A 14,994-nucleotide genomic window follows, 5' to 3' on the forward strand; every position below is an offset into this window, starting at 1 on the left:
TCACTCCTGTCTTATTGTTGTTGTATTCAAGGCACAGCGATGCAGCTAGAGGGTGAACGTGGGCTCCGGCAATCCGCTGACGCCGGGGTTGAGGGCAAACACGCCGCCGGCGACCGACTGCTCACCGTGGTCATCACGGATCGAGGTGACGAACAAGGTGTCCAGCCGGCTGCCGCCGAAGGCGCACATGGTGGGTTTTTTTACCGGCACGCTGAGGGAGCGGTCCAGACGGCCATCCGGGGTGAAGCGGTGAACCAGCCCCGCGTCGTTGGCGCAGATCCAGTAGCAACCCTCGGCGTCGACCGCCGCGCCATCGGGGCGCCCGAGGAATTGATGCATGTCGATAAACACGCGGCGGTTGGATGGCGTGCCGGTGTCGATGTCGTAATCGAACGCCCAGACCTGCTGCACCAGCGGGTGTGAATCCGAGGCGTACATCGTGCGGCCGTCCGGGCTGAAGGCCAGGCCATTGAGGGTGATGAACCCGTTGAGTTGCGCATGCGGCGCGGCGCCTGACGCATAGCGGTACAGGGTGCCTTCGGCCGCATTCAAGCCCATGTTCAGCACCATGCTGCCGGCCCAGAAGCGGCCCTGGCGATCGCAGCGGCCATCGTTGAGGCGCATGTCCGGGCGTGGGTGCTCGATGCTCGCCAGAGGCGTGGTGTCGAGGCTGCCGTCGTTATGCGGGGTGAGTTGGAAAAACCCGCTTTCCATGCCCGCGAGCCAATTGCCCGCGTCGGTGCGGGCAATACAGGCGAGCATCTGCGGGGCTTTCCAGGCGGCGACGTGGCCGGTGGCGGCGTCCCAGCGTTGCAGGCCACCGTTGGGGATGTCCACCCAGTACAGCGCGTTTTCCTGCGGCACCCACACCGGGCATTCGCCCACGGCATTGCGGGCGTCGACGATCAGTTCAGCGGTCATGGCAACTCATTCCCTTGGGTTGATGTGCGTTCAGTCACCAAACGGCCCCGCGGCGCAGAACGCGCCGCCCTGGTAGACCGCGGCCGGGTCATCGGCGGCCACTGGCGGCTGGGCTTCGACCTTGGTGCGGTACACCTCGGAGCTGTCCTTGGGCACAAAACCCAGGTGCGCGGCGTAACGGTTGTCCCACCAGGTGTCGAGGTTATCCGACATGCCGTAGACCACGGTGTGGCCGACATTGGGCGTGTACAGCGCGCGCTCGAGCAGTTGGGTCAGGTCATCGAAACTCAACCAGGTGTGCATCATCCGGCGGTTCTGGGGTTCCGGGAACGAGGAGCCGATGCGGATGCTCACGGTCTCGATGCCGTAGCGGTCGAAGTAGAAGCTGGCCATGTCTTCGCCATAGGATTTGGATAAGCCGTAGTAGCTGTCCGGGCGGCGCGGGGAGTGGGCGTCGATCTGTTCGTCTTGCTTGTAAAAGCCGATCACATGGTTGGAGCTGGCGAAGATCACGCGTTTCACGCCATGGCGGCGGGCGGCTTCGTAGATATGGAAAACACCGCTGATGTTTGCGCCCAGCACTTCTTCGAAAGAGCGCTCCACCGACACACCGCCGAAGTGCAGGATGGCATCGACGCCTTCCACCAGTTGGTGCACAGCCTGTTTGTCGGCCAGGTCACAGGGTTGCACTTCTTCGAACTCACCGGCCGCCGGGGCCATGTTGGCGATGTCCGACAGGCGCAATACCTGGGCATAAGGGCGCATGCGTTCGCGCAAGACTTTGCCCAGGCCGCCGGCGGCGCCGGTGAGCAGCAGGCGGTTGAAGGGGACAGGCGTGGTGGTAGTCATGGGAATTCCATTGTTGTTGTAGGTTGTCGTATGACTTGGTGGAAGTATCGTTTTGGACTCCCTGGGTTGTCAACGCCCTTGCAGGCAAGTGATGCTCAAAAGGTGGGAGCTGGCTTGCCTGCGATTGCGGTCGGCTAACTGACATTTCTTTTGCTGATCCTGCGCTATCGCAGGCAAGCCAGCTCCCACACAAGCGGGCTGCTACAAATGTCAGTGCCTGCAGGGAGCGCGTTACAGCAACGAGATCGGGTAGCTGACAAAGATCCGATTCTCATCAAACTCGTTGTTGCTGAAATCCCGACGCATGGTCGAGTTGCGCCAGCGCACATTCAAATCCTTCAGTGTGCCGCTCTGCACCGTGTAGGCCAGCTCCGACTCGCGGCCCCATTCCTTGCCGTCGGTGATGGCGCCAGTGTGTACGTTATTGCCGCTGATATACCGGTTCATCATGGTCAGCCCCGGAATGCCGAGTACCACGAAGTTGAAGTCATGGCGTATCTGCCAGGATTTTTCTTTGGCATTGTCGTAGCTGGCGTTGTAGCTATCGTTGGCCAGGGTGCCGCCGCTGGTGCCGTTGACCCTCATCCACACGCTGTCGCCGGTGAGTTTTTGCAGGCCGACATAGAAGGCGTTGCCTTTGTATTTGGCCGAGAGCAGGGCGGAATAGGTTTTGTTATCGAGGTTGCCGGCCAGGGCGCTGCCGTCCTCCTTGCCATTGAAGAACCCCAGGTTGGCGCCAAACGTCCAGTCGCCGACCGGCTGGCTGTGGGTCAGGTTCAGGTATTGCTGCTGGTAGATGTCGGTGAGTTCGGCGTACCACACGCCGACCTGGGTGCGTTTGTCGTTGAAGGTGTATTCGCCGCCGCCGAAGTTGAAACGGTCCGAGGTGAACGCGGCTTTGCCGTTCATGAACATGTCTTCCATGCTCCCATCGTTGCGTGGGCTATTGCCGCGAAATTGCCCGCCGTAGAGCGTCAGCCCGGCGATTTCATTGGAGGTTACCTGGCCGCCACGAAAGGTCTGCGGCAAGGAGCGGCCGTCGTCCGAGCGCAGGATCGGCAGTACCGGCATCCATTCGCCAACTTTCAGTTCGGTTTTGGACAGCCGGGTTTTCAGTGCCACGCCCAGGCGTCCGAAATTGTCGGCAGGGCGGCCATCTCTGTCGAGCGGCAACAGTTGGGTGCCGCCGGTGCCTTTACCGCCATCGAGCTTCTGAGAATACAGGCCGAGTACGTCAATCCCGAAGCCCACAGTGCCTTGGGTAAATCCGGATTTGGCGTCGAGAATGAAGTTCTGCGTCCATTCTTCGGCCTTGGCCTGTGGGTACGTGGGGTTGGTGAAATTGCGATTGAAGTAGGCATTGCGCAGGTTGAGCGTGGCTTTGGCATCGTCGATAAAGCCTTCTGCCTGGGCGCTTAGGGGCAGGGCGAGTGCCAGACTGCTGAGGCTGATAAGACCGAGACGCGAGGAGGAATTGCGGGCGAATTGAGGCACAGTGAAGCTCCCTTCCATTTTGTTGTTTTTATTATTTGTTATACGTTGTCGTACAACATTGCGAGGGATATTTGCGGGGTTTTCGGGGGCTGTCAAGCAGAAGTTATACGATGACCAAGTGCGCATCGATGAAAAGCGGGCACGGTTCATGTGGGAGCTGGCTTGCCTGCGATGGCATCGACGCGGTGTAACTGTGGGGCCGCGGTGTCTGCATCGCAGGCAAGCCAGCTCCCACAGAGATCTTCAGCCGGCCATCACCATCGGTGGCAAGGTGCCCAGCAGGGACACCGCGGCTACTGCTGCAATACCCAGCACCCATTCGAGCATCACACTGGCTTTCAAACTGCCCACTCGCTCCTCACAGCGTTCGATACGCAACCGGTTCAACAGCGCCAGCGCCAACATACCCAGCACCAGCAGCACCTTGATCAACAGAATCAGCGCAAACCCGTTAAACAGCGGCGTGGGCCACAGCTGCCCGGTCAGCACGCGAACATTGATCAAACCCGTTACCAGCAAACCGGCAACCAGGCCATAACCCACGCCGCTGAAGCGCTTGAGGATCGGCTCCAGCGCAGGCTTTGGCGACAGCCGCAGAATCAGCACCAGCAGCAACAACCCGCCCAGCCAGGCGCCGACGCACACCAGGTGCACCACTTGATTGAGGATCAGCAATTGGCCGCTCAGCCCATTGAGCATGGCGCCATGGCCGACCGGTGCCAGCGTCGCCAGCAGCAGTGCGGTCAACGGCAGGCGCAAGGCCGGCCAGGGTTTGAGCAACACCACTACCAGCAGCAGGTTCAGCAACAGATGCCAGACCCACACCTGGCCGAAAAAGGTTTTGCCCAGCACCAACTGCACGGTGGCCGGTTGCAGCGCCGCGTCCCAGCTGCCCGCCATGCTGGCGGTGATCAACAGCAGCCAGGCCACGCCGGAGAACAACCCCAGCCAGGCCAGGGCGCGGGTGATGCGCAGCAGTTGCCGGTCGAGTGCCGGTTGCACTTCGTTGCCCAGCAGCCAGGGCCTGAAGGCACAGGCCCCGAACATCAACAGCACGACGATGAAATGCACGAAGCGGCACAGCACCAGCAGGGTTGCCATGGGTTATTGGCCGACCTTGAAGCTGTACTCACCGTTGCTCTTGTGGGTGTCGACCGAGACGGCGTTCCACACCACTTTGTAGTTGCCGGCGGCCAGCGGCGCGGCGGGTGTGACCACCAGGGTTTTCTTGTCGGCGTCCGGGGTTTCCAGGCCTTTGATGGCGAGTTCGGTGCCGTCTTTGCTCAGGGACACTTTGGTGAAGGTGGCCTCGACGCCTTCGCTGAAGGTCAGGCGCAGGTCGGCGGGCGCAGCAACCGTGCTGTCTGCCGCCGGTGTCGAACTTTTGAGATGGGCGTGGGCAAATGCCGCAGAAGCGCCCAGCAGGGAAGCGAGCAGGGTGACAGTGGTGAGGGCTTTCTTGATCAGCATTGTTCAGTACCTTCAAGTGAGTGAGTCGGTAATGCCATGTGCAACAAGGGAAAGGGTTTGCCTTCGCCATCCAGCGGCGAGCGCGCGACCTGGATAAAACCATAATGCAGATAGAAACCCACGGCCTGCGGGTTTTGTTCGTTGACGTCCACGGTCAGCGTGTCATGACGGGCGCGGGCGTGGTCGAGCAATTGGCGGCCGACGCCCTGGCCGCGGCGCTCGGGGTCGATAAACAGCATTTCGACGTTATGCCCGCCAGTGCCGATAAAACCGGCGATACCGTGGTGGTCTTCATACACCCACACGTCGAGGGCCGGCATTGGCAGGTAGGCGTCGCGCACCAGCGGCAGCAAACGCTGGATGTCGTCTTCGGGGAGGAAGTCATGGGTGGCTCGCACCGAGCGCTCCCACAGTGCGCCCAGCACCGGGTCGTCGGCAGCCACGCGAGGTCGAATAGTCATTGCAATGATCCTTCAAGTGGACCGCGATCCTAACCAATCCGTTTTTGGCGGGAAAGGTTCGCGTAGGAAGTTTCATCACTCGGCGGCCAACCGCAGCCTTTTTATTCGGTACATATCGCTGTCTGCGTGGCTGAGCAGGGTATCGGCGTCTGCACCGTCGGCCGGATAAAACGCCACGCCCACACTGCACGACGGCATCTTGACCGGGCCAAACTCAGCGCCCAGCGGCTCGGCCATGGCCGCGAGAATTTGCGCGACTTTGGCGCTAACCGCTTCGTGTGACTGCACGTCGGTCAGCAACACCGTGAATTCATCACCGCCCATGCGCGCCACCAGGTCGCTGTCACGCACGCAGCGTTCCAGCCGCCGTGCAATCACGCATAGCACGCGATCGCCCACCGCGTGGCCATGCACATCGTTGATGCCCTTGAAGTCATTGACGTCCAGAAACAGCAACGCCAGCCGGGTGTTATGACGCTGTGCGGTGTGCAGGGCCGACGCCAGGCCATCGTTGAACAACGAGCGGTTGGTGAGCGCCGTCAGTGGGTCATGGTGGGCGAGGAAACGCAGTTCCTCCTCGGCCTGGGTGAGCGCCGTCACGTCGCGCGCCACGCCGATGCGCGCGCCGACTTCTTCGGACCAGAACGCCGCCCACAGGATGTGCACCACGCTGCCATCCTTGCGCAGATAACGGTTGCGAAAATCCACGTGGGGCCGGCCATTCATCACCCGCACAATCGAGGCCCGGGTGCGCGCCAGGTCTTCGGGGTGCATGTAGTCGGTGATGGGGGTGCCGGTCAGTTCATCGGCGCGGTAACCGAGCAGGGCTTCGCAGGCATCGCTGACAAACACGATCAGGTTGTCACTGTCGACCACGAAGACCGTGTCCAGCATCAAGTGGATCAATTTCGGGTAGAGGGCGTGCAGGTCAACGGCCATAGGTCAGGGGTGTCCGGTTCAGATGCGCCGATCATAGCTCGATCACGCAGGCTGACGCCTTGGAATACTGCGGGCTTTGAAGCGCTGGCGCCGATCTGGCGATCAATGGCGTGTAGCCTAATGAGGCGGTTCATGATGTGATGGTTGAAAATGAATTGTATTTAAAAGTGACTGGGGCTCCATCATCCATGGGCAATCACAAGATCGGTATCCGGCGCAGCAACGTCGAGAAAATCCTGCTGGCGGCAGAGAAAGTCTTTGCCGAGAAGGGCTATGGCAGCACCGCCATGGCCGATATTGCCGAAGAAGTGCAACTGCCGCGCTCCAACCTGCATTACTACTTCAGCACCAAAAGCGAGCTGTACAGCGCCGTGCTGTTTGACCTGCTGGACCTGTGGAAGCAGGACGCCCTGAGCTTTGAAACCTTCGATGACCCGCGCGTGGTGCTCAGCAGTTACATCCGCGCCAAGATGCAGCGCTCACGCACGCGGCCGCATGGTTCGAAAGTCTGGGCGAATGAAATCATCCACGGCGCGCCGACCCTCGGTGAGGCGCTGGACGAAAGCCTGTACGACTGGGCCAAGATGAAAGAGGCGAAAATTCGTCAGTGGGTAGAAGACAAACGCATCCTGCCAGTGGAGCCGTCAAGCCTGCTGTATATGATTTGGGCCTCGACCCAGCACTATGCGGACTTTGATCACCAGGTGAAGATCTTGAATGATCACCAGCCGTTGTCGGACAGGCAGTTCGAGAAGGCAATCCAGACGGTGACCAGTGTGATTTTGCGTGGGATTGGCTTGGAGCCTTGAGCTTGGTGGTGTGGCTGAGGGAGCCATCGCAGCGGTGCGGCGATCCGACAAGCCAGCTCCCACAGTTTGATTTGTGAATACATTCAAATGTGGGAGCTGGCTTGCCTGCGATGGCGGTCTAAAGGGCTACACAGCTTCGCGGTAAGGGTTACGCGGATCCTGCGTCCAGTTCAAAAACGGCTTGCCCGTTTCTATCGGCACCATCTCGATGCAATCGGCCACCGGGCAAGTGATCTGGCACAAATTGCAGCCAACACACTCATCATCAATCACCTCGTATTTGTGCGTGCCGTCCGCCTGCTTCAAGCTGGCAATCGCCTGGTGTGACGTGTCCTCGCAGGCAATATGGCAACGCCCGCAGCCGATACACGCCTCCTGATCGATCTTGGCAATTACCTGATAGTTGATATCCAGGTACTTCCAATCCGTGGTATTGCCCACCGCCCGCCCGGAAAACGCCTGCAGGTTGGCGTAACCCTGGCTGTCCATCCACCGCGACAGCCCGTCCTTCATCTCTTCCACAATCCGAAACCCATGCAGCATCGCCGCCGTGCACACCTGCACCGCGCCACAGCCCAGTGCGACAAATTCCGCCGCGTCACGCCAGTTGCCAATGCCACCGATGCCGCAGATCGGCAGGCCCTGGGTCTGTGGGTCGCGGGCGATTTCAGCCACCATGTTCAACGCAATCGGCTTGACCGCCGAGCCGCAATAACCGCCATGGGTACTTTGCGTGCCAACCACCGGCAGGGCGACCATGCGCTCCAGGTCCACACTGGTGATGGAGTTGATGGTGTTGATCAGCGACACCGCATCCGCGCCGCCGCGATACGCCGCGCGTGCCGCCACGCGGATGTCGGTGATGTTCGGCGTGAGCTTGACGATCACCGGCAGCGAGCAGTAGGTCTTGCACCAGCGCGTCACCTGTTCTACATACTCCGGCACCTGGCCGACCGCTGCGCCCATGCCGCGCTCGGGCATGCCGTGGGGGCAGCCGAAGTTCAGCTCGATGCCATCGCAACCGGTGGCCTCCACCAGCGGCAGGATGTTCTTCCAGGACTCTTCAACGCACGGCACCATCAGCGACACGATCAATGCGCGGTCGGGCCAATCCTTTTTCACCTGGGTGATTTCCTTGAGGTTGATCTCCAGGGAGCGGTCGGTGATCAACTCGATATTGTTGATGCCCAGTACCTCGCGGTTGGCGCCATAGTGCGCCGAGTAACGGGAGGATACGTTGACCGCCGCCGGGTCTTCACCGAGGGTTTTCCACACCACGCCGCCCCAGCCGGCTTCGAAGGCGCGGACCACGTTGTAGGCCTTGTCGGTGGGCGGCGCGGAGGCCAGCCAGAACGGGTTGGGGGCTTTGATACCGGCAAATACAATCGAGAGATCGGCCATTACGCAGCCTCCACGTTCAGCATGAGTTGGGCGTGCATGGCTTCGGCGGCCAGCTTGCCGTGTTGCACCGCCTGCACGGTGAGGTCCTGGCCGAGGCTGACGCAATCGCCACCGGCATAGATGCCTGGAATGCTGGTTTGCAGCTGTTCGTCGACGAAGATGCGTTCGCCCACGCGGTGCAGTTGCTGAGCCAACGGGTCGTGCAGCGCCTCGTTGTCAAAACCCTGGCCGATGGCTTTGAAGATCGCGTCGCAGGCCAGTTCAAAGGTCTCGCCAGTAGGGAGCAGGCGACCGTTCTCCATGTGCGTGCGCAAAAAACGCATGCCGCGCACACGGCCTTGATCATCCAGCAACACTTCATCCGGTTGAGCCCAGGTCAGCAGCCGTACCTGATTGCCCTTGGCAATCTCTTGTTCATGGTGAGTGGCGCCCATGTCGGCCAAGCCACGGCGGTACACCAGGTTGACATCGCGGGCGCCCAAGCGGGCCATTTGCACGGCCATGTCGATGGCGGTGTTGCCGGCGCCGAGCACGATGCAGCGGTCGGCCAGCGGCAGTTGGCTCAAGTCATCGGCCTGGCGCAGTTCGCGGATATAGTCGGTGGCGGCGAGCAGGCCGGGCGCGTCTTCATGGGGCAAGCCCAGCTGTTTGCTGGCGGCAAGGCCGAGGCCCAAGAATACCGAATCGAATTGCTGATGCAGTTCGCTTAACGTCAGGTTGCCACCCAGGCGCTGGCCGTGGCGGATCTCGATGCCGCCGATCTGCAGGAGGAAATCCAGCTCCTTCTGGGCGAAGTCATCCACCAGCTTGTATTTGGCGATCCCGTATTCGTTCAGGCCGCCAGCTTTTTCCCGTGCTTCGAAAATCACCACGTCATGGCCATGCAGGGCCGCGCGGTGTGCGCAAGCCAGGCCCGCAGGCCCGGCGCCGACCACGGCGATGCGTTTGCCGGTCGGTGCAGCGCGCTGGAACGGGTGTTCGCGAAAGTGCGCGTTGTCGATGGCGTAGCGCTGCAACAGGCCGATCAGCACCGGCGCGCATTCTTCGGCGTTATTACGCACGCAGGCTTGCTGGCACAGAATCTCGGTGGGGCACACGCGGGCGCAGCTGCCGCCGAGGATGTTGGCCGAGAGGATTTTCTGCGCGGCGCCCTGCACGTTCTCGGTGTGGATATTGCGGATGAACGACGGGATGTCGATTTCGCTGGGGCACGCATTCACGCAAGGCGCGTCGTAGCAATACAGGCATCGCGAGGCTTCCAGTTGCGCCTGGCGGGCGTTGAGGGGCGGCGCCAGGTCGGTGAAGTGGCTGGCGAGTGTCGGCCCATCTTCATGGGGATGGGGGAGGTGGGTCAGGGTCTGGATCACGGTTTTGGCCTCACGGTTTTTTTGGGATTGCCTCTGGCGGGCATTTTTGTTGCCTGTACCGGCCTCATCGCAGGCAAGCCAGCTCCCACATTTGAATGTGTTCGCACATCAACATGTGGGAGCTGGCTTGCCTGCGATAGCGGTCTCAGCGCTTTACAGCAGTGGGCCTGGAATGCTCAGCCCGCTTGCTCAACTGCTCAAACACCGCCGGGTACGCCGGCCGTTCCACATACCGCCCGGCACCGCGCTCGGCGCGCAAATCACCATCGGCCCATACCAGCTTGCCCTGGCTGATGGTGTGGCTCGGCACGCCGCGCACGGTCTTGCCTTCGAAGATGTTGAAGTCGACTTTCTGATGGTGCGTCTTGGCCGAAATCGTGCGCGTGCCCTCGGGATCCCACAGCACCAGGTCTGCATCGGCACCCACGCGGATCGCGCCTTTGCGCGGGTAGAGATTGAAGATCTTCGCGGTATTGGTCGACGTCAGCGCGACGAACTCCTGCATCGACAACCGCCCGGTGTTCACGCCCTCGTGCCACAGCAGTGCCATGCGGTCTTCGATACCGGCGGTGCCGTTGGGGATCTTGCTGAAGTCATCACGGCCGGCAGCTTTTTGCTCGGCGCAGAAACAGCAGTGGTCGGTGGCGGTGGTGTGCAGGTTGCCGGACTGCAAGCCGTGCCAGAGTGCTTCCTGATGCCCTCGCGGGCGGAACGGCGGGCTCATCACGTAACCGGCGGCGGTTTGCCAGTCGGGGTGCTGGTACACGCTGTCATCCAGCAGCAAGTGCCCGGCGAGCACTTCGCCGTAGACCGGCTGGCCTTTGCCACGGGCGTAGGTGATTTCATCCAGTGCCTCCTGGGTCGACACATGCACCAGGTACAACGGCGTGCCGATGGTCTCGGCGATGCGAATGGCGCGGCTGGCGGCCTCACCTTCCACCTGGGACGGACGCGACAGTGGATGCGCTTCCGGCCCGGTAATGCCCTGGGCCATCAACTTGCGTTGCAGGTGATACACCAGCTCACCGTTCTCTGCGTGCACCGTCGGCACCGCGCCCAGTTCCAGGCAGCGTTCGAAGCTGGCGACCAAGGTGTCATCCGCCGCCATGATTGCGTTCTTGTAGACCATGAAGTGCTTGAAGCTGTTGATGCCATGGTGGCTGACCAACTCGGCCATCTCCTCGCGCACCTGCTCGCTCCACCAGGTGATCGCCACGTGAAAACCGTAGTCGGAGGCGGATTTTTCCGCCCAGCCGCGCCACTGGTGAAAAGCCTCCATCAGCGATTGCTGCGGGTTGGGAATCACGAAGTCGATGATCGAGGTGGTGCCACCTGCCAGACCCGCCGCCGTGCCACTGAAAAAGTCTTCACTGGCCACAGTGCCCATGAAGGGCAGTTGCATGTGCGTATGCGGGTCGATGCCGCCGGGCATCAAGTATTGGCCGCTGCCATCGAGTGTTTCAGTGCCGGCGGGCACCTCCAGATTAGTGCCAATAGCGCGAATTAGACCGCCTGCGCATAACACATCGGCGCGGTAACTTTCATCATGGGTAATAACGGTGGCGCCACGGATCAACAGCGACATGTCGAGTTCCTCACAGGCTTGACCGGCTTGTGCCAGTTCTAAGTGTTGTAATGCTGCTTGCCGATGCAGGGTTTAATCCTGTCATCGGTGACAGGAATAGAAACTAGCCCGAGTTTTTCGAATGGGCAAGAAGATTTTTTATAAGCATATATCGTTATTAAATTATTGATTTATAAGGATAAAAACTAAAAATCACCAAAATGTAGCGCCCCTTCACCATTTTGACGCACTTGACAGGTTCTTGAATTGAGCAACATTTCTTATTGCAAATCAGGCGCTTGAGACATGCCGCTTGACGGCGTGGGTAAATAAAAATAATTGTGTTGCACCAGATTGAGTCCTGACAGTTCGGGCAACTTTCGCGTTATTTAGCCTGAGTAAGGCGACAAGTACCCAGGGCACAATCGGAAAGCTGATAAACATCAGCGAGTTATATAAGCGGTGCGGGTTCAGATGCGGTTGTCGGCACGGATTTTGAGTGCAGTGGCGGCTGGCCGAGCCCGTGATGTCATGTTGTTTACGAGGTACTCCGGCCATCCGGCGCCACGCGCTGGATGAGCAACAATAATTTTAAAAAAAACCGTGGAGCGGCCATGCAACAGAACAGATCGCAAGTCATTGAACGCAACGGCCTGTATGAACTCGACGCCGGCCCCGACGTCCTCGACAGCCCACGCTACAACCACGACATGGCACCGACCAAGGTGCATGAACGCACCTGGAACAAGTGGCACATCACTGCGCTGTGGGTCGGTATGTCGATCTGCGTGCCGACCTACACCCTGGGCGGGGTGCTCACCGCCTATTTCGGGCTGTCGGTGGGCGAGGCGCTGATCGCGATTTTGCTCGCCAACATCGTGGTGCTGATCCCGCTGACCCTTAACGCCTTCCCGGGTACCAAGTACGGCATTCCGTTTCCGGTGCTGTTGCGTTCGTCCTTCGGCATCCTCGGCTCCAACGTGCCGTGCCTGATTCGCGCGCTGGTGGCCTGTGGCTGGTTTGGCATCCAGACGATGTTCGGCGGGCTGGCGATTCACCTGTTCCTGGGCTCGATTTTCGAAGGTTGGAAGTCCCTTGGTGGCACCGGTGAAGTGATCGGCTTCATGATTTTCTGGACCCTGAACCTGTGGGTGGTGCTGCGCGGCGCCGAGTCGATCAAGCGCCTGGAAACCTTGTCGGCGCCGCTGCTGGTGGCGGTGGGAATAGGCTTGCTGGTGTGGGCGATGCCGAATGTGTCGCTGAGTGAACTGATGGCGATTCCACCCAAGCGCCCCGAAGGCGCAAGCCTCACCGGTTACTTCATGGCCGGGCTGACAGCCATGGTCGGGTTCTGGGCCACCTTGTCGCTGAACATTCCCGACTTCAGCCGCTACGCCAAAAGCCAGAAGGACCAGATTCTCGGGCAGATTTTCGGCCTGCCGCTGACCATGTTCCTGTTCGCCGCCCTCGGCGTGATCATGACCGCGGCGTCGGTGAAGCTGGTAGGCGTCAGCGTCTCCGATCCCGTCACCCTGATCGGGCACATTCAGAGTCCGGTGTGGGTGGCCATCGCCATGGCGCTGATCATCATCGCCACCTTGTCCACCAACACCGCCGCGAACATCGTCTCGCCCACCAACGACTTCCAGAACATCGCGCCCAAGCTGATCAACCGTACCACGGCGGTGATTCTTACCGGCCTGGTCGGGCTCGCGTTGATGGCCCACGAACTGCTGAAAAAACTCGGGCTGATCGTCTCGAATGTGAGCCTGGAAACCGTGTATTCCAACTGGTTGCTGGGCTACTCCAGCCTGCTCGGCCCGATCGCCGGGATCATGGTGGTGGACTATTTCATCACGCGCAAACAGCAGTTGGACCTGGCCGGTTTGTACCGCGATGACGTGTACCCGGCGTGGAACTGGAGCGGCTTTGTTGCCTTCGGCGTGCCGGTGGTGCTGACCTTGCTGTCGCTGAGCAGTGATGCGTTCAGCTGGTTTTACAGCTACGGCTGGTTCACCGGCTCGGCGTTGGGTGGGGTGCTGTATTACGGCCTGAATGCCAAGCGTGGCATCAGACCGGTCGCCGCCAAATCACCTGTGTAAATGCGGTCACTGTGGGAGCTGGCTTGTCGAGTCGTCGCACCGCTGCGATTGCATCACCACGGTTCGGCGGGAATACCGAGTCGCCTGTATCGCAGGCAAGCCAGCTCCCACACAAGCTCGGTTCACATTGGATCGAGTTAAATCATAAGAAACACAGCCTGAGGAGATCCCCATGAACGCTGCCCTGGACGTTCTGCAATCGACCCATCAGCACATCAACCGCGACCGCCTGTGGCTGTCGCTGATGGACCTGGCCAAACTTGGCGCCACGCCCAAGGGCGGTGTTTGTCGCCTGGCCCTTACCGATCTCGACCGCAAGGCCCGCGACCTGTTTGTGCAGTGGTGTGAAGACGCGGGTTGCACCGTGACCATCGATGGCATCGGCAATATTTTCGCCCGGCGCCCTGGCCGCAATCCCAACCTTCCACCGGTGATGACCGGCAGCCATATCGACACCCAGCCTACGGGCGGCAAGTTCGACGGCTGCTTCGGCGTGCTGGCGGGCGTGGAAGTGCTGCGCACCCTCAATGACCTCAAGATCGAAACCGAAGCGCCGCTGGAAGTGGTGGTGTGGACCAACGAAGAAGGCTCACGCTTCCCGCCGTGCATGATGGGCTCGGGCGTGTTTGCCGAGAAATTCACTTTGGCCGATACCTTGGCCAAGGTTGATGTGGATGGCGTCAGCGTGGGCGATGCGTTGAATGCGATTGGCTATGCGGGCACGCGTGCTGTCAGTGGCCACAAGGTTGGCGCGTATTTCGAAGCGCATATCGAGCAAGGCCCGATTCTGGAGGACGAGAAGAAAACCATCGGCGTGGTGCTGGGGGCATTGGGGCAGAAGTGGTTCGACCTGAAACTGCGCGGTGTTGAGGCGCATGCGGGGCCGACGCCGATGCACCTGCGCAAGGATGCTTTGGTGGGTGCGGCCGCCGTGGTGGCGGCGGTGAATGCCGCGGCGTTGGGGCATCAACCGCATGCGTGCGGCACTGTCGGTTGCCTGCAAGCCTACCCAGGCTCACGCAATGTGATCCCCGGTGAAGTGCGCATGACGTTGGACTTGCGCCACCTGGAACCGGCGCGGCTGGATTCGATGATTGCGCAGGTGCGCAAGGTGATTGATGAGACCTGTGCCAAGCATGGGCTGACGTTCGAGCTGGAACCCACTGCTGACTTCCCGCCGTTGTACTTCGACAAAGGCTGCGTGGACGCGGTGCGTGATGCGGCGAATGGGTTGGGCTTGTCGAACATGGATATTGTCAGCGGGGCAGGGCACGACGCGATCTTTGTCGCTGAACTGGGCCCGGCGGGGATGATCTTCGTGCCGTGTGAAGGTGGCATCAGCCATAACGAAATCGAGAATGCCGCGCCGGATGATCTGGCGGCAGGGTGTGCCGTCTTGCTGCGGGCGATGCTGGCCGCGTCGGCGGCGATTGCCAGTGGGAAGCTTGCTGCCTGATAGGGTGCTATCGCAGTACAGGTATCTAAGCAACTTGTGTTGAATACAAAGTCTGTGGCAAGCGGGCTGTTGTGGCAGCTTTAAAAAGGTGGGTAGATACCTATGCTCATCGCAGGCAAGCCAGCTCCCACCTTTAATCCCGGCTATGCTGGCGAACTGTG

The 14,994-nt window shown here is 60.5% G+C and carries 13 protein-coding genes; 3 read left to right on the top strand and 10 right to left on the bottom strand.

The genetic code is table 11. The annotated features are described in order from the left end of the window. Positions 1-45: 45 nt before the first annotated feature. From ACQY47_RS25775 to ACQY47_RS25805, 7 genes are all read right to left on the bottom strand, one after another. Positions 46-921, bottom strand: coding sequence for an SMP-30/gluconolactonase/LRE family protein (locus ACQY47_RS25775; RefSeq protein WP_428553012.1), 876 nt, complete (start codon positions 919-921; stop codon positions 46-48). Between the two features lie 30 nt (positions 922-951). Next, positions 952-1,770 carry an NAD-dependent epimerase/dehydratase family protein gene (locus ACQY47_RS25780; protein WP_170040746.1) on the bottom strand — a complete coding sequence of 273 codons (819 nt, stop codon included), beginning with the start codon at positions 1,768-1,770 and terminating at the stop codon, positions 952-954. Positions 1,771-2,001: 231 nt separating this feature from the next. Then, a complete protein-coding gene (locus ACQY47_RS25785) occupies positions 2,002-3,264 on the bottom strand; it encodes an OprD family outer membrane porin (RefSeq protein ID WP_169988145.1) in 1,263 nt (420 codons plus the stop codon). Between the two features lie 243 nt (positions 3,265-3,507). Further along, the gene (gene copD, locus ACQY47_RS25790; protein WP_428553017.1) at positions 3,508-4,365 is read right to left on the bottom strand and encodes a copper homeostasis membrane protein CopD; all 858 of its coding nucleotides are present in this window, start codon (positions 4,363-4,365) and stop codon (positions 3,508-3,510) included. Positions 4,366-4,368: 3 nt separating this feature from the next. Continuing rightward, positions 4,369-4,734 carry a copper homeostasis periplasmic binding protein CopC gene (copC, locus tag ACQY47_RS25795; protein ID WP_099550007.1) on the bottom strand — a complete coding sequence of 122 codons (366 nt, stop codon included), beginning with the start codon at positions 4,732-4,734 and terminating at the stop codon, positions 4,369-4,371. Further along, on the bottom strand, positions 4,728-5,195 hold the full coding sequence (locus ACQY47_RS25800) for a GNAT family N-acetyltransferase (protein ID WP_017136446.1): 468 nt from the start codon (positions 5,193-5,195) through the stop codon (positions 4,728-4,730). The genes copC and ACQY47_RS25800 overlap by 7 nt, the downstream gene beginning before the upstream one ends. 75 nt (positions 5,196-5,270) lie before the next feature. Then, entirely contained in the window at positions 5,271-6,134 is an 864-nt protein-coding gene (locus ACQY47_RS25805; protein WP_428553021.1) for a diguanylate cyclase domain-containing protein, read from the bottom strand. Positions 6,135-6,322: 188 nt separating this feature from the next. On the opposite strand from ACQY47_RS25805, the gene ACQY47_RS25810 reads away from it, so the two are divergent. Then, the gene (locus ACQY47_RS25810; RefSeq protein WP_017136448.1) at positions 6,323-6,943 is read left to right on the top strand and encodes a TetR/AcrR family transcriptional regulator; all 621 of its coding nucleotides are present in this window, start codon (positions 6,323-6,325) and stop codon (positions 6,941-6,943) included. 126 nt (positions 6,944-7,069) lie between these two features. Here ACQY47_RS25810 and preA read toward each other — a convergent pair whose 3' ends face one another. The 3 genes from preA to hydA form a co-directional block, all read right to left on the bottom strand. Further along, the gene (gene preA, locus ACQY47_RS25815) at positions 7,070-8,344 is read right to left on the bottom strand and encodes an NAD-dependent dihydropyrimidine dehydrogenase subunit PreA (protein WP_056861379.1); all 1,275 of its coding nucleotides are present in this window, start codon (positions 8,342-8,344) and stop codon (positions 7,070-7,072) included. Next, a complete protein-coding gene (locus tag ACQY47_RS25820) occupies positions 8,344-9,711 on the bottom strand; it encodes an NAD(P)-dependent oxidoreductase (protein WP_428553026.1) in 1,368 nt (455 codons plus the stop codon). The genes preA and ACQY47_RS25820 overlap by 1 nt, the downstream gene beginning before the upstream one ends. Before the next feature lie 145 nt (positions 9,712-9,856). Then, on the bottom strand, positions 9,857-11,296 hold the full coding sequence (gene hydA / locus ACQY47_RS25825) for a dihydropyrimidinase (protein WP_428553029.1): 1,440 nt from the start codon (positions 11,294-11,296) through the stop codon (positions 9,857-9,859). A gap of 593 nt (positions 11,297-11,889) precedes the next feature. On the opposite strand from hydA, the gene ACQY47_RS25830 reads away from it, so the two are divergent. Both ACQY47_RS25830 and ACQY47_RS25835 read left to right on the top strand, forming a co-directional pair. Further along, positions 11,890-13,377 carry an NCS1 family nucleobase:cation symporter-1 gene (locus tag ACQY47_RS25830; protein WP_099550011.1) on the top strand — a complete coding sequence of 496 codons (1,488 nt, stop codon included), beginning with the start codon at positions 11,890-11,892 and terminating at the stop codon, positions 13,375-13,377. Between the two features lie 172 nt (positions 13,378-13,549). Beyond that, positions 13,550-14,833: a Zn-dependent hydrolase gene (locus tag ACQY47_RS25835; protein WP_428553032.1), complete on the top strand. Its 1,284-nt coding sequence runs from the start codon at positions 13,550-13,552 to the stop codon at positions 14,831-14,833. Positions 14,834-14,994: the final 161 nt, after the last annotated feature.

It is taken from the genome of Pseudomonas edaphica (assembly GCF_965277385.1).
Classification (GTDB): domain Bacteria; phylum Pseudomonadota; class Gammaproteobacteria; order Pseudomonadales; family Pseudomonadaceae; genus Aquipseudomonas; species Aquipseudomonas edaphica.

What these genes read in the sequence shown, in the direction of transcription:
- hydA (WP_428553029.1), bottom strand. Translation starts at nt 11,296, where the DNA reads ATGTCGCTGTTGATCCGTGGCGCCACCGTTATTACCCATGATGAAAGT.
- ACQY47_RS25810 (WP_017136448.1), top strand. Translation starts at nt 6,323, where the DNA reads ATGGGCAATCACAAGATCGGTATCCGGCGCAGCAACGTCGAGAAAATC.
- copD (WP_428553017.1), bottom strand. Translation starts at nt 4,365, where the DNA reads ATGGCAACCCTGCTGGTGCTGTGCCGCTTCGTGCATTTCATCGTCGTG.
- ACQY47_RS25805 (WP_428553021.1), bottom strand. Translation starts at nt 6,134, where the DNA reads ATGGCCGTTGACCTGCACGCCCTCTACCCGAAATTGATCCACTTGATG.
- ACQY47_RS25780 (WP_170040746.1), bottom strand. Translation starts at nt 1,770, where the DNA reads ATGACTACCACCACGCCTGTCCCCTTCAACCGCCTGCTGCTCACCGGC.
- ACQY47_RS25830 (WP_099550011.1), top strand. Translation starts at nt 11,890, where the DNA reads ATGCAACAGAACAGATCGCAAGTCATTGAACGCAACGGCCTGTATGAA.
- preA (WP_056861379.1), bottom strand. Translation starts at nt 8,344, where the DNA reads ATGGCCGATCTCTCGATTGTATTTGCCGGTATCAAAGCCCCCAACCCG.
- copC (WP_099550007.1), bottom strand. Translation starts at nt 4,734, where the DNA reads ATGCTGATCAAGAAAGCCCTCACCACTGTCACCCTGCTCGCTTCCCTG.
- ACQY47_RS25835 (WP_428553032.1), top strand. Translation starts at nt 13,550, where the DNA reads ATGAACGCTGCCCTGGACGTTCTGCAATCGACCCATCAGCACATCAAC.
- ACQY47_RS25775 (WP_428553012.1), bottom strand. Translation starts at nt 921, where the DNA reads ATGACCGCTGAACTGATCGTCGACGCCCGCAATGCCGTGGGCGAATGC.
- ACQY47_RS25800 (WP_017136446.1), bottom strand. Translation starts at nt 5,195, where the DNA reads ATGACTATTCGACCTCGCGTGGCTGCCGACGACCCGGTGCTGGGCGCA.